The sequence below is a fragment of the Pseudomonas sp. PDM21 genome, from assembly GCF_014852505.2.
Classification (GTDB): domain Bacteria; phylum Pseudomonadota; class Gammaproteobacteria; order Pseudomonadales; family Pseudomonadaceae; genus Pseudomonas.
This window is the reverse complement of the sequence record NZ_CM181223.1, coordinates 1,783,645-1,797,662: the sequence shown is the minus strand read 5'-3', so window position 1 is coordinate 1,797,662 and position 14,018 is coordinate 1,783,645. Positions and strand designations below refer to the sequence as shown.

Annotated in this window: 11 protein-coding genes; 2 read left to right on the top strand and 9 right to left on the bottom strand. The window is 64.5% G+C overall.

Features of this window, described 5'->3' with window-relative positions; translation table 11 throughout:
- Positions 1–6 precede the first annotated feature (6 nt).
- The 8 genes from IB275_RS08505 to IB275_RS08470 form a co-directional block, all read right to left on the bottom strand.
- Positions 7–705 (bottom strand): ABC transporter permease, encoded by a 699-nt coding sequence (locus tag IB275_RS08505; RefSeq protein ID WP_138215129.1) that lies wholly within the window; start codon positions 703–705, stop codon positions 7–9.
- Positions 706–721: 16 nt separating this feature from the next.
- Positions 722–1,411, bottom strand: coding sequence for an ABC transporter permease (locus tag IB275_RS08500; RefSeq protein ID WP_081517967.1), 690 nt, complete (start codon positions 1,409–1,411; stop codon positions 722–724).
- Positions 1,412–1,551: 140 nt separating this feature from the next.
- A complete protein-coding gene (locus IB275_RS08495) occupies positions 1,552–2,331 on the bottom strand; it encodes an ABC transporter substrate-binding protein (protein WP_192289255.1) in 780 nt (259 codons plus the stop codon).
- Positions 2,332–2,958: 627 nt separating this feature from the next.
- Positions 2,959–4,914, bottom strand: a complete 1,956-nt coding sequence (acs, locus tag IB275_RS08490) for an acetate--CoA ligase (RefSeq protein ID WP_192289257.1) — start codon at positions 4,912–4,914, stop codon at positions 2,959–2,961.
- 162 nt (positions 4,915–5,076) lie between these two features.
- On the bottom strand, positions 5,077–6,357 hold the full coding sequence (gene dctM / locus IB275_RS08485) for a C4-dicarboxylate TRAP transporter large permease protein DctM (protein ID WP_151186375.1): 1,281 nt from the start codon (positions 6,355–6,357) through the stop codon (positions 5,077–5,079).
- Positions 6,354–6,992, bottom strand: coding sequence for a TRAP transporter small permease (locus IB275_RS08480; protein WP_151186374.1), 639 nt, complete (start codon positions 6,990–6,992; stop codon positions 6,354–6,356). The genes dctM and IB275_RS08480 overlap by 4 nt, the downstream gene beginning before the upstream one ends.
- Before the next feature lie 61 nt (positions 6,993–7,053).
- Positions 7,054–8,070 (bottom strand): TRAP transporter substrate-binding protein, encoded by a 1,017-nt coding sequence (locus IB275_RS08475; protein ID WP_192289259.1) that lies wholly within the window; start codon positions 8,068–8,070, stop codon positions 7,054–7,056.
- Positions 8,071–8,274: 204 nt separating this feature from the next.
- Positions 8,275–9,222: a LysR family transcriptional regulator gene (locus IB275_RS08470; protein WP_081517961.1), complete on the bottom strand. Its 948-nt coding sequence runs from the start codon at positions 9,220–9,222 to the stop codon at positions 8,275–8,277.
- A gap of 362 nt (positions 9,223–9,584) precedes the next feature.
- Here IB275_RS08470 and IB275_RS08465 point away from each other — a divergent pair, with 362 nt between their 5' ends.
- Together IB275_RS08465 and IB275_RS08460 are read left to right on the top strand one after the other, a co-directional pair.
- Positions 9,585–11,732, top strand: a complete 2,148-nt coding sequence (locus IB275_RS08465; RefSeq protein WP_192289261.1) for an FUSC family protein — start codon at positions 9,585–9,587, stop codon at positions 11,730–11,732.
- Positions 11,733–12,284: 552 nt separating this feature from the next.
- Positions 12,285–12,548, top strand: a complete 264-nt coding sequence (locus IB275_RS08460) for a DUF2790 domain-containing protein (RefSeq protein ID WP_024766324.1) — start codon at positions 12,285–12,287, stop codon at positions 12,546–12,548.
- Between the two features lie 59 nt (positions 12,549–12,607).
- On the opposite strand, the gene IB275_RS08455 is transcribed toward IB275_RS08460, so the two are convergent.
- Positions 12,608–13,930 carry a phospholipase C/P1 nuclease family protein gene (locus tag IB275_RS08455; protein ID WP_192289263.1) on the bottom strand — a complete coding sequence of 441 codons (1,323 nt, stop codon included), beginning with the start codon at positions 13,928–13,930 and terminating at the stop codon, positions 12,608–12,610.
- Positions 13,931–14,018 lie beyond the last annotated feature (88 nt).

Sequence of the window (14,018 nt, the reverse complement as noted above, 5' to 3'; positions counted from 1 at the left end):
TATTCCTCAGTGCTTGCGCGGCGCGAGATAGGCCAGCCAGCGGCGCTCGGCCAGCTTGAACAGGCGCACCAGGGTGAAGGTCATGATCAGGTAGAAGATGCCGGCGGTGATGAACGCCTCGAACGGCAGGTAGTACTGCGAGTACACGGTGCGCGCGGCGCCGGTGATGTCCACCAGGGTCACGATGGACGCAAGGCTGGTGGTCTGCAGCATCATGATCACTTCGTTGCTGTACTGCGGCAGCGCGCGGCGCAGGGCCGAGGGCAGCAGGATGCGGCGGTACAGCTTGATCCGCGACATGCCCATGGCCTTGGCGGCTTCGATCTCGCCGTGCGGGGTCGCGCGGATGCTGCCGGCAAGGATCTCGGCGGTGTAGGCGCTGGTGTTGATGGCAAAGGCTGCGCAGGCGCAGAAAGTGGCGTTGGACAGCAACGGCCACATCGCGCTCTCGCGCACCGCCTCGAACTGTGCCAGGCCGTAATAGATGAGGAACAGCTGCACCAGCATCGGGGTGCCGCGGATCACATAGGTATAGAGCCAGGCCGGCAGGTTCACCGCGGGGTTCTTCGAGCAGCGCATCAGCGCCAGCGGCACCGCCGCCAGCAGACCGAAGAACAGCGAGATTGCCAGCAGCTTGAGGGTCACCAGCAGGCCGCTGAAGTAGAGCGGCAGGCTGTCCCAGATGACGGAGAAGTCGAAAATCATGATCAGGCTCCCGGTCTCAAAGCTCGGCGACTTTCACGCCGACCGAATAGCGGCGTTCGAGCATGCGCAGCAGCACCAGGGAAACGCTGGTGACCACCAGGTACAGCGCCGCCACGGCGAGGAAATAGGTGAAGGGTTCGCGGGTGGCGTCCGAGGCCTGCTTGGCCTTGAACATCATGTCCTGCAGGCCGACCACGGAGATCAGCGCGGTGGCCTTGACCAGTACCAGCCAGTTGTTGGTGAAGCCGGGGATGGCCAGGCGGATCATCTGCGGCACCTGGATGCGGAAGAACACCTGAAGCGGGCTCATGCCGTAGGCGAAGCCGGCCTCGCCCTGCCCTTTCGGGATGGCCATGAAAGCGCCACGGAAGGTCTCGGACAGGTAGGCGCCGAAGATGAAGCCCAGGGTGCCGACCCCGGAGGCGAAGGGGTTGAGGTCGATGTAGTCGTCATAGCCGACCATGGGCGCGATCCAGTTCACCGCAGCCTGGCCGCCATAGAAAATCAGCAGGATCAGCACAAGGTCCGGTACGCCGCGGATCACGGTGGAATAGAGGTCGCCGCACCAGGCCAGCCACTTCACCGGCGACAGGCGGATGGCCGCGCCGAGCAGACCCAGCGCGATCGCCAGGGCCATCGACAGCAGGGACAGCTGAAGCGTCAGCCAGGCACCATCGACGATGGTGGCTCCGTAGCCATTGAGCATAATTTCGTACCTCGTGAAACCGGACGCCGCCCGCAACGACACGGACGCTCAGGGCGAGCGCGACTGCAGGCTCACCCCCAATAAAAAAGTGGCACAAACTTCAGGATCAGGCCTGGGTCTGTGCCACTTCTGGACGTGGATCAGTTCTCGCCGTAGACGTCGAACTTGAAGTACTTGTCCTGTACTTCCTTGTACTTGCCGTTGGCACGGATGCCGGCGATGGCCGCGTTGAATTTCTCGATCAGGGCGGTATCGCCCTTGCGCACGGCGATGCCGGCGCCACCACCGAAGTACTTCGGATCGTTGTATTCCGGACCTACGAAGGCGTAGCCCTTGCCGGCATCGGTTTTCAGGAAGCCGTCGTCGAGGTTGACCGAGTCAGCCATGGTCGCGTCGATGCGGCCGGAGACCAGGTCCATGTTGGCTTCGTTCTGCGAGTTGTAACGCACGACCTCGATGCCGGCCGGAGCCAGGACGTCGGTGGCGTAGCGGTCATGGGTGGAGGCGCGCAGCACACCGACCTTCTTGCCCTTCAGGTCCGCCAGCGGATCGCTCAGGGTCACGCCTTCCTTCATCACGAAGCGCGCGGGGGTGTGGTAGTACTTGTTGGTGAAGTCCACGGACTTCTTGCGCTCGTCGGTGATGGTCATGGACGAGAGGATGGCGTCGATCTTGCGAACCTTCAGTGCCGGGATCAGGCCGTCAAACTCCTGCTCGACCCAGGTACATTTGACCTTCATCTCTTCGCACAGGGCGTTGCCGATATCCACGTCGAAACCGGCGAGCTTGCCGTCGGGAGTCTTGAAGGAGAAAGGCGGATAGCCGGCTTCGATGCCGATGCGGACCGGCTTGTCGTCAGCGTGGGCAACCAGGGAAAGCGCGGACAGGGCCAGCGCACCGAGAAGTGCAAACTTCTTCATCAGTAACTCCTTCGAGGGTAGGGCTTCGATTGGCAGGAGAAAGGGGTTGGCCCAGGCTGCCCGTGCAGAAGTGAAGGTTATTGTTCGTCTGCGCATTGCCGGCGCGATTCTTGTGAAAAGCGCGCCTACCGGGGTGAGCGGCATTCTAGCGACAGCCCCGGAGCGGTTATTTCTTCAATGCGACAAGTAATTATAGAAGCGCCGGAGACAGAGCCCCGGCGGCTTGACGGCGTGGATTTTACGTGATCTGAAAGCGAGTAGTAAAACCCAATTTACTTGCAGTAATTGGGCCACAAATACCAGACCTCAGTCCCTGCGCGGGGTGCGCGATATTGACTAATTCCGCGCGGACAGAAAAGACGCACCGAAGCTGTGCGAAATGTTTCCTGGCGCCTCATTTTGTCGCAGGGAAATGTTACCGGTGGGAGGGACGCACACTGTAGGAGCGAGCTTGCTCGCGAACCGCATCCGGTCAGTGCCGGGATTGATGGGTATCGCGGCGCTCCACGCCATCCTACGTTGATGCTCCAGGAGAGCTTCGGCGATTGTGGATTGTGGGCCGCCGGCACAAAAGCGCAGAAATGAAAAACGCCCCGGCAAGCGGGGCGTTTTTCATCGGGCGGCGGATCAGGCCGCGCGCATGGCCTGGTGCGTATCGATCAGGTGCTGCACCACACCCGGATCGGCCAGGGTGGAGATATCACCCAGGGTGTCGTACTCGGCCGTGGCGATCTTGCGCAGGATGCGGCGCATGATCTTGCCCGAGCGGGTCTTCGGCAGGCCCGGCGCCCACTGGATCACATCCGGCGTGGCGATCGGGCCGATTTCCTTGCGCACCCAGGCACGCAGTTCCTGGCGCAATTGCTCGTTGCTTTCCTCGCCGGCATTCAGGGTGACGTAGACATAGATGCCCTGCCCCTTGATGTCGTGCGGTACGCCAACCACTGCGGCCTCGGCCACTTTCGGGTGGGCGACCAGGGCGCTCTCGATCTCGGCGGTACCCATGCGGTGGCCGGAGACGTTGAGCACGTCATCGACGCGGCCGGTGATCCAGTAGTAGCCGTCTTCGTCGCGGCGGGCGCCGTCACCGGTGAAGTACATGCCCTTGAAGGTCTTGAAGTAGGTGTCCACGTAGCGGTCGTGGTCGCCGTACAGGGTGCGCGCCTGGCCCGGCCAGGAATCCAGGATCACCAGGTTGCCCTCGGTGGCCCCTTCCAGGATGTTGCCCAGGTTGTCCACCAGCGCCGGCACCACGCCGAAGAACGGCTTGGCAGCGGAGCCCGGCTTCAGGCCGTGGGCGCCCGGCAGTGGGGTCATCAGGCAGGCGCCGGTTTCGGTTTGCCACCAGGTGTCGACGATCGGGCAGCGCGACTGGCCGACGGTCTCGTAGTACCACTGCCAGGCTTCCGGATTGATCGGCTCGCCCACCGAACCCAGCAGGCGCAGGCTGGAGCCGTCGGCGCCTGCGACCGCTGCCTTGCCCTCGGCCATCATGGCGCGGATGGCGGTCGGGGCGGTGTAGAGGATGTTGACCTTGTGCTTGTCGACGATCTTCGCGACGCGGGAGATGTCCGGGTAGTTCGGCACGCCCTCGAACAGCACGGTGGTCGCGCCGTTGGCCAACGGGCCGTAGACGACGTAGGTGTGACCGGTGACCCAGCCGATGTCGGCGGTGCACCAGAAGACTTCACCCGGACGGTAGTCGAACACCCGCTCATGGGTCAGCGAGGCGTAGACCAGGTAGCCGCCGGTGGTGTGCAGCACGCCCTTGGGTTTGCCGGTGGAGCCGGAGGTGTAGAGGATGAACAGCGGGTCCTCGGCGCCCATTTCCTTCGGTGCGCAGGTGGAGCCGGCGACCTTCATCAGGTCCTCGAACCACACGTCGCGGTGCTGGTTCCACTTGATGTCCGAACCCGTGCGCTTGCAGACGATGATCTTCTGCACGCTGTTGGTTTCCGGGTTGGTCAGGGCGTCGTCGACGTTGGCCTTGAGCGGGGTCTTCTTGCCGCCACGCAGACCTTCGTCGGCGGTGATCACCACCTTGGAACGGCAGTCGATGATGCGGCCGGCCAGGGCTTCGGGGGAGAAGCCGCCGAACACGACGGAATGGATCGCACCGATGCGGGCGCAGGCCAGCATGGCGACCACGGCTTCCGGGATCATCGGCATGTAGATGGTCACCACGTCGCCACGGTGCACGTCCTGGCCGCGCAGGGCGTTAGCGAACTTGCAGACCTGCTCGTGCAGCTCGCGGTAGGTGATTTCACGGTGCTCGGAAGGATCGTCGCCTTCCCAGATAATGGCGAGCTGGTCGCCGCGCTCGGCCAGGTGGCGGTCGAGGCAGTTGTAGGAGAGGTTCAGGGTGCCATCGGCGAACCACTTGATGTCCACGTGGTGATCGTCGAAGGAGGTCTGCTTGATCTTGGTGAACGGCTTGATCCAGTCGATGCGCTGGGCCTGTTCGCGCCAGAAGCCGTCGGGGTTGACCACCGACTGCTGGTACAGCTTCTTGTAGGTGGCCTCGTCGGTCAGAGTGGTCGCGGCCACTTCGGGACGCACGGGGTACACGGATGCCGCTGTCATGGCGTTCTACCTCGGTGAAGAGTGTTGTTTTTGTTGCCCTAAGTTGTAACGGCGACACCCTCTCCCGAACCATACGACCATGGTCTTACCAATCCTTAGTCTTAGTGATGAGCCCCATAAGCCGTTGTTTTGGCAACGGACTCATGGAGCCGCGACAACCTGTCACATGCCAAGGGCGTGGGGCAGCGCCAGCGAGATGTAGGGCACGTAGGTCACCAGGATCAGGAACAGCAGCAGGATCATCAGCCACGGCAGCGCCGCGCGGATGGTCGAGCCCAGCGGCAGGCCGGTGACCGCCGAGGTGACGAACAGGTTGAGCCCTACCGGCGGGTGCACCAGACCGATCTCCATGTTCACCACCATGACGATGCCGAGGTGGATCGGGTCGATCCCCAGGCGCATGGCGATGGGGAAGAAGATCGGCGCGAGGATCAGCACGATGGCCGAGGGCTCCATGAAGCTGCCGGCCACCAGCAGCACCACGTTGACCATCAGCAGGAAGCCGATCGGCGTCAGCCCCTCCTGCATCACCCACTCGGTGATCTGCTGGGGAATCTGCTCGGTGGTCAGCACGTGGGCGAAGAGCATGGCGTTGGCGATGATGAACATCAGCATGATGCTCAGCCGCCCCGACTCCACCAGCACCTTGGGGCAGTCGCGCAGGCGCATGTCCTTGTAGACGAACAGCGCGACGAAGGCCGAGTAGACCGCCGCCACCGCCGCCGCCTCGGTAGGCGTGAACAGCCCGGAGTAAATGCCGCCAAGGATGATCACCAGCAGCAACAGGCCCCAGATCGCCCGGCGTGCGGCGGACAGCCATTCGCGCAGGCTGGCGCGCGGTTGCGCCGGCAGCTTCTTCACCCGCGCGACGATGTAGATCACCACCATCAGAATCACGCCCAGCAGCAGGCCCGGCACCACGCCGGCGACGAACAGCTTGCCCACCGAAGTCTCGGTGGCAGCCGAGTACACCACCATGACGATCGACGGCGGAATCAGGATGCCCAGGGTACCGGCGTTGCAGATGATCCCGGCGCCGAACTCGCGCGGGTATCCCGAACGCACCATGCCGGCCACGGCAATCGAGCCCACTGCCGCCACGGTCGCCGGCGAAGAACCGGACAGTGCGGCGAACAGCATGCAGGCCAGCACCGCCGCGATCGCCAGGCCGCCACGGATGTGGCCGACGCAGGCATTGGCGAAGTCGATCAGCCGGCGGGCCACGCCGCCGGTGGTCATGAAGGCGCCGGAAAGCAGGAAGAACGGGATTGCCAGCAGCGTGTAGGCCTCGGAGGTCTCGAACAGCTTGATCGCCAGCGAACGCACCGAGTCAGGACTGAACAGCAGGATCGTCAGTGCGCCGGAAAGCCCGAGGGAAATGGCGATGGGCACGCCGATGAACATGAAGACGAAGAGCAGGAGGAACAGGATCATCACGGTCATGGACGGCTCTCCGCGGCTTCTTCACCGGCCAACTTCGAGGCTTCCGCGGCCTCGTCGGCGAGGCCCAGGCCGAGTTGGCGGCCGCGCAACAGGTTGACGAGGATTTCCAGGTAGCGCAGGACCACCAGGCCGAAGCCAATGGGCACGATCACCGCGATGTAGGCCTGGAGGATGCCGAAATGGTCGAGGTCTTCCGCGCCGATGCCGGCGACGAACAGGGTCTTCACCCAGTCGAAACTGGCGACCATGAACAGCCCGGCGTAGCCCAGGCAGCAGAGACAGGCCAGCACGCCGATGCAGCGTTGCACCGGGCGCGGCGCCAGCCGCACCAGCGCGTCCACGCCCAGGTGGCCGGCGGTACGCACGCCATAGGCGATGCCGAAGAAGATCAGCCAGCCGAACAGCGCCTTGGTCAGTGCGTTGCTCCAGGACATGTCCTGGGCGACGCCGAGGATCGCATCGCCGATGGCGTAGAGCGGCCCCTGTAACGATGGCAGGCGGTCGCCCAGGTCATAGAACAGGGTGAAGACGTTGGTCATCACCACGTAGACGAAGGTCACCAGCGTCATGGCCGCCAGCAGGAAGGCGATGGCGCCTTCCTCGAAGTGGTTCCAGACGCGCACGAGTCGGTTCATCGAAAGTTCTCCACAACGGAACATCCGCACACAGCCCCGCCAGCCGGCGGGGCCGGGTGGATCAATGGGGACGGTTGGAGGCTTCGGCGGCCTGGAGGAAATCGGCGCCGACGTTGTCGCGGAATTTCTGCCACACCGGCTGCATCGCCTCGCGCCAGTCGGCGCGCTGCTGCGCGGTGAGCGGGTGGATCTCGCTGGTGCCGCTGGCGAGGATGCGCTGGCGGGCGTCGCGGTTCAGCCGCTCGGCTTCCTGGTTCACCTTCACGGTGACCTCGGCCATGATCCTTTCCAGCTCGGCGCGCAGGTCCGGCGGCAGGCCGTTCCAGAACTTCGCATTGGTGATCACCATGTAGTCCACCAGGCCGTGGTTGGACTCGGTGAAGTACTTCTGCACCTCGTTGACCTTCTGGCTCTCGTAGTTCGACCAGGTGTTCTCGGTGCCATTCACCACGCCGGTCTGCAGGCCCTGGTAGACCTCGGCGAAGGACATCTTGCGGGAGATCGCGCGCAGCTCGCGGAACTGTTCGTTGAGCACGTCGGAGGCCTGCACGCGGAACTTCAGTCCGCGCGCATCGCCCGGCTCGAGCAGCAGGCGATTGGCCGACAGCTGCTTCATCCCGTTGTGCCAGTAGGCGAGGCCGAGGATGCCCTTGCCCTGCATGCTGGTCAGCAGGCTCTGGCCCTGCGGGCTGCGCTGGAAGTTGTCGACGGCGTCGATATCGTCGAAGAGGAACGGTAGATCGAAGATCTGTACCTTGCGGGTGTACTGCTCGAACTTGGCCAGGGACGGCGCGAGCATCTGCACGTCCCCCAGCAGCAGCGCTTCCATTTCCTTGCCGTCGCCGTACAGCGAGGAGTTCGGGTAGACCTCCACGCGCACCCGGCCGGGCAGGCGCTCTTCGGCCAGGCGCTTGAACATCAGCGCGCCCTGCCCCTTGGGCGTGTTCTCCGCAACCACGTGAGCGAACTTGATCACTATCGGTTCGCTGGAAGGCCGGGGTTCATCGGCAGCCTGAATGGCAGAAGCGCAGGCCAACGCCAGGACGGCGAGCAACGCCCGCCCCATGGTTGTAAACATCGCGTCACCCTCAATTTGTTCTTGTGCTTGCGAGGTGAGCCTGGCGACAGGCTCGCAACGAGACTGACGCAAATAGTCGCGTTCGGAGAATTCGTCTTTTCCCAAAGCGGCGTTCGACACAGCGGAACGCAAGGTACGAAAAAACACGCCCGGCAGATGCCGGGCGCGGTGAGGTTCAGAGGCTCAAGACAGAAGAATGGCGCGTCAGCCGGGCACTTGGGTGCGATGCTCGAGCATCATCCGTTCGTGCTCCTCAAGCATGCCGGGCACACAATCACGGAGGAACTCCACCCAGGTGCGGATCTTCGCGTCGAGGTACTGGCGCGACGGATACAGCGCATAGACGTTGAGGTGGAACAGGCTGTAATCGGGCAGCACGCGCACCAGGCTGCCGTCCTTCAGGCCCTGCACGGCGGAGTACACCGGCAGCGCGCCGATGCCCATGCCGGCGCGTACCGCCTCGGTCATGGCGTCAGCGGTGTTGACCTGGAAATGCGTCTGGTTGATGCCGACCATTTCCTGGCCGTCGGGGCCGTCGAACAGCCACTTGTCCAGCGACATCACCGAGTTCACCAGGCGCAGGCAACGGTGATCGGTCAGCTCGCCGAGCTGCTTGGGCAGGCCATGGCGCGCCACATAGTCGGGCGACGCGCAGAGCACGCTGTAGGTCTTGCCGATGCGCTTGGAGACGAAGCCCGAATCCGGCAGCTCCTGGGCGATGACCACGGAGATGTCGTAGCCCTCGTCGAGGATGTCGGTGATGCGGTTGGCCAGAGTCAGGTCGAAGGTGACCTCCGGGTAGATCTCGCAGTACTGCGAGATCGCACGGATCAGGTAGTGCTGGCCGATGCCGGTCATGGCATGCACCTTCACCTTGCCGTGGGGCCGGGCATGGGCGTCGCCCGCTTCGGCTTCGGCCTCCTCGATGTAGCCGAGGATCTGCTGGCAGCGCTGCAGGTAACGCTGGCCGGCTTCGGTCAGGGCGATGCGGCGGGTGGTGCGGTGCAGCAAGCGGGTACGCAGGTGAGCTTCGAGCTTCGCCACCGTCCGCGAGACGTAGGCGGTGGTGAGGTCCATGCGCTGGGCGGCGGCGGTAAAGCTGCCGGTCTCGGCGACACAGACAAAGGCACGCATGTTGTGCAGCAGGTCCATCATTTCTCCTGAGAGCCTGTCCACGCCACGGCGGGCGGCCTCTGCAACGGCGCTCGGACGAGCAACGCCTTGTTACAGATTCATGACAGGCGGCGAATTGTCGCACACCTGTCGCGACGGGATTATTGTCCTTTCAGGCAACAATAATTCATCCAACCGTCAGCTTATCCTGCCCCCCGGCGCACTTCTAGAATCGCCCTCCCCAACGCGGCCCGCCGCGACACCCCAGGATTCGCACCCGTGCTCCGCCTTTCGTGCAACGTGCTGCCACCCCTTCGCTCGGCCTCAGAACTACAGGGTTGTCCAAACCCGTCCGCCGCCTGCCAAGAAAAGCCCGACCACCGCCTGCCGAGATAAGCCCGATGAGCAGTCTGTCCGTGCGCCTGCCCAAGGCCGCCGCGGTGCGCTTCGCCCTGTCCGACTGGGCGCACACCGACGGCGTCACCTGGATGTTCATCCTCAAGACGCTGATCACCGCCTTCACGGCATTGTGGCTGGCCTACCGCCTGGAGCTGCCGCAACCCAATACCGTGCTGGTAAGCGCCTTCATCGTGCTGCAGCCGCAGAGCGGCCAGGTGCTGGCGAAGAGTTTCTACCGCATCCTCGGTACGCTGGCCGGGCTCACGGTGATGGTTACCTTCATTGCCCTGTTCGCCCAGGAGCGCGTGCTGTTCCTGCTCTGCGTGGCGATCTGGGTCGGCCTGTGTACTGCGGGCGCGGCGCGCTACCGCGACTTCCGCGCCTATGCCTGCCTGCTTGCCGGCTACACCGCGGTGATGATCGGCATCCCTGCCACCCTGCACCCCGAAGGTGCCTTCATGCAGGCGCTGTGGCGGGTGATCGAGATCACCCTGGGGATTCTCTGCACCGGCGTGGTCAGCGCCGTGGTCCTGCCGCAGACCAGCACCGCCGCCCTGCGTAACGCGCTGAACACCCGCTTCGGCGACTTCGCCGGCCTCGCCAGCGCGGGTCTCAACGGCACGCTGGAGCGCGAGCGCTTCGAGCAGGCCAGCGCACGTATCGCTGCCGAGGTGGTCGGTCTGGAAAGCCTGCGCAACGTCACTGCCTTCGAAGACCCGCACATGCGTCTGCGCAGCGGCCGCCTGGCGCGGCTGAACAGCGAGTTCATGCAACTGACCACACGCTTCCATGCGCTGCAGCGGCTGCTCGACCGCCTGCGCGAACGCCAGGCCAGCAACGTGCTGGAAGTGCTGATGCCGTGCCTGATCGATGTCAGCGAGCTGCTCGCCAGCTGGCACGGCCGGCCGCTGAGTGAAGCGGATGCCGAGCGCCTGAGCGTGCAGCTGGAACTCTGCAAGCACCACCTGATGCCCCGCATCCGCGAAGCCCGCGCCAACCTCGGCCACACCTGCCCGCGGGAAGCCGACCAGCTGGACTTCGAGACTGCCGCCGAACTGCTCTACCGCTTCGCCGACGATATGCACAACTACGCCCAGACCCACGCCTCGCTGGCCGCGCACAAGCACGAACGCGAGCAATGGAAGGAGCGCTTCACACCCAAGGCCAACGCCCTCGCCGCCGCCGTCGCGGGGTTCCGTTGTGCGCTGCTGGTGATAGTCGGCGGGGTGTTCTGGATCGAGACTTCCTGGCTGAGCGGAGCCACCTTCGCGCTGACCTCGGTGCTGATCGCCGCGCTCTCCTCCGCCTCGCCGAATCCCAAGCGGCTATCGCTGCAACTGACCCTCGGCACGCTGCTCGGCGCCACGCTCGGCTTCATCCTGACCTTCCGCGTGCTGCCGCACATCGACGGCTTCCCGCTGCTGTGCTTCGTACTCTCGCCGGTGTTCGCCCTCGGCGCGTTCCTGATTACCCGGCCCAAGTGGAGCGGCTACGGCGTCGGCCTGCTGGTGTGGTTCTGCATCGCCTCGCTGCCGGCCAACGTGGCGCGCTACGACGCCTACACCTTCATCAACGAATACCTGGCGATGCTGCTGTCGATGGGCATGGCGGTGGTCGCGGCCATCGTCATCCTGCCGCCGAACCGGCCGTGGCTGTGGGAGCGCCTGGAAGCAGAGCTGCGCCTGCGCGTGGTGCGGGTGATCAGCGACCCGCTGAAGGGCCTCTCATCGAACTTCGAAAGCGGCACCCGCGACCTGCTGAACCAGGCCTATGGGCTATCCACAGGCCGCCCGGACGTGCAGCGTCGGTTGCTGCGCTGGACCTTTCAGGTGCAGGAGATCGGCCTGTCGATCATTGAGCTGCGCCGCGAGCAGGCTGCCCTGCCGAAGGAGCCCTGGTACGCCGAGCGCATGCCCTGGCGCCGGGCGATCCGCGCGCTGGGCCGGGCGCTGATCCGGCTGTTCATCCAGCCCAGCGAGAGCAACCGCCAGCGCGCCCTGGCAGCAGTGGAACACGCCATCCATGCCACGCGCACCACGGACGATCGCCGCCCGCCGCACTTCGATTCGTCGCCCCTGCGCCGGGTGTGCAGCTACCTGCACTTCATTCGCACTTCGCTGCTCGACCCACAGTCGCCGCTGCGCGATTGAGGTCGCCCATGTTCGCGAGCAAGAACTGGGCGTCCCCCCTCGTTCCTGCAGGAAAAGCCTGACGCTCCTACACGAGAGGTCGTGCCAGCCTACCCTCTCCTCCGCCCTGGCTACGCGCCCCGCTTCGAAGGGAGAGGGAGCCGTCCGTGCCGGCTGACGCTTTGGTTTCACCCTGCACCATACGGTCCCCTCTCCCTTCAGGGAGAGGGTTAGGGAGAGGGAAACTCCGGGCACGGACTTTCAGAGAAAGACAGTTGCCCCTACGCCAGCCGGCAACCCCGCCGCGAATCCGCCAGACCTGCGACAGCCCGCCGCAAGCCCCCCCCCGAAACCCGCGTCACGCCTGGATTGTTGCCTCTGAGTACGAAGTCTTGTTGGCGCCTGGATATATGACTCAGGTCAGGCAAATCCTATTATTTCCGTGCTGTTACAGCGCGCGCCGCAACACCACCCAAGACCCGTAAATCATTCCCCAACGCTTCCCGATGCAGCCATGAGCTGAACGTCACGGACCCGTCACGTCCGGACTCCGGGAACAAGGCAGGTAAATTCATGAAAGCTGTAGTCATCCTGGCCATGCTGGGCTTCTCTTCGCTCGCCCTCGCCGAGCAGGTGAACGCCGCCGACCAGGCGCCAAGCGCGGCCGTGGAGCAGTACACCTACGACATGAAACTGGACGTCGCCCACGTCATCTCGACCACCGACGTATCCAACGAATGCGGCATCGTGCCGGCACGCATGACCTACGAAGACACTCAGGGTCAGCGCCACACCGTCGAATACCAGGTGTGGGGCAACGGCTGCTCCGGCGGCTAAGCGACTTGCGCACTCCCGCCGCGGCCCACGCAGCCCGGCGGGAATGCCAACCCTCTTCCTTACGGCTGCAGGGCCGCCTTCGCGATGTTGCGACTGTGCGCGCCGAAGTGCCGGATCAATTGCAGAATCTGCTCATCCAACGCCTCATCGTGGCTGAACGGCTCCGGTGAGTTCCCCGCGCTGAAATCCCCCGCCGGCGCCTTCTCGTTTTCCAGCCAATGGCCGATCGCCGCATCGAACGCCGCCGCATGGGCATGGGATTCGCTCGCCACCACCTCGCGCAGGTACTGGGTCGAATACGGCGGGTAAGTGCCATCCGTGCTGACATCCGCATAGGCCGCCAACAACGGCGACTGCCCGCCCAGGCGCAGCGTCTCGCGCAGCCAGTCCACCTGATAACGCTCAACACCCGTATGCCGGTCCGCCACGCGCTGGATCGCCGCCTGCTTGTCGGCGTCGAAACCGGCAATGGACTTGCCCGCCGTCCACAGCATGCTGGTGGTGGTCTCGCCCGGCAGCGGCGTCGAGTGGTAGGGCTGGGTCATGTCCTGGATGTAGTGCATCGCCCAACCGAGGAAACGGTAGCCCCAGTACGGATGACCCTTGTCGAAGGCGAAGCGCGCCAGGCCATAGAACTGGTAGGCGCGCCACTCAGGCCAGTTGCGCTCCAGGTACGGGGCGCCGGTGTAGATGATCGCGTCCTCGTGGTAGAAGCCCATGTGGAACGGCGCCTGGGAGCTGAACTCGTAACGCGGATCACCGAACGGCTGGGTGCCGAAGCCGTAGCGCTGGCCGGCTTCGCCGGGGTTGTCGCTGAACAGGTTGATGTCGTGGCCGAAGTCCGGCTCGTCGGCAGCACTGGCCAGCACGTCCAGCGCGGGAATCTTCTCCCCCGCCTGCAACTGCACGAAGCGCCACTGGTTCCAGCCGGAGAGATTGCGGAACACCAGCACGTCCGCCGGCTGCAGGGCCGCATGCTTCTGCAACAAATCGCTCGACAGCTCACCTCCGGGCGGCGGCTGCACGGCGGTGGCCAGCTTGATCTCGGGGTTCAGGCGCAGCGCCATGAGGAAGGCCTTGCGCAGGTCGTCGCGGCCGTCCTCGGTCAGGCGCAGATCGTCCGGGCGCGGTGGGTACTGGCGAAAGTGCTCGCGGGCATAGGCCTCCTGCTCGTCCAGCAACTGCACCAGGCCGGCGCGCTGCTGGCTGACGAAGCTTTCCAGCGGCTCGACCTCGACGTCCGGCGCCTGGGCGACCGCCGGCAATTGTTGCAGGGCGATGTAGCTGCCCAGGGTGTGATTGGACCAGGCCCAGAGGCTTTGCGGCAGGGCCAGCAGGCCCGCCAGCAGGCAGGTGGGCAGACAGGTGGAAAGTCGCTTCATCGGCTCTTCGCTCTTATTTGCCAGTGCAGTTATTTGCCAGTGCAATGCGGAAAATTCCGACGCAGCCTAACAATCCAAAGCCACTCCG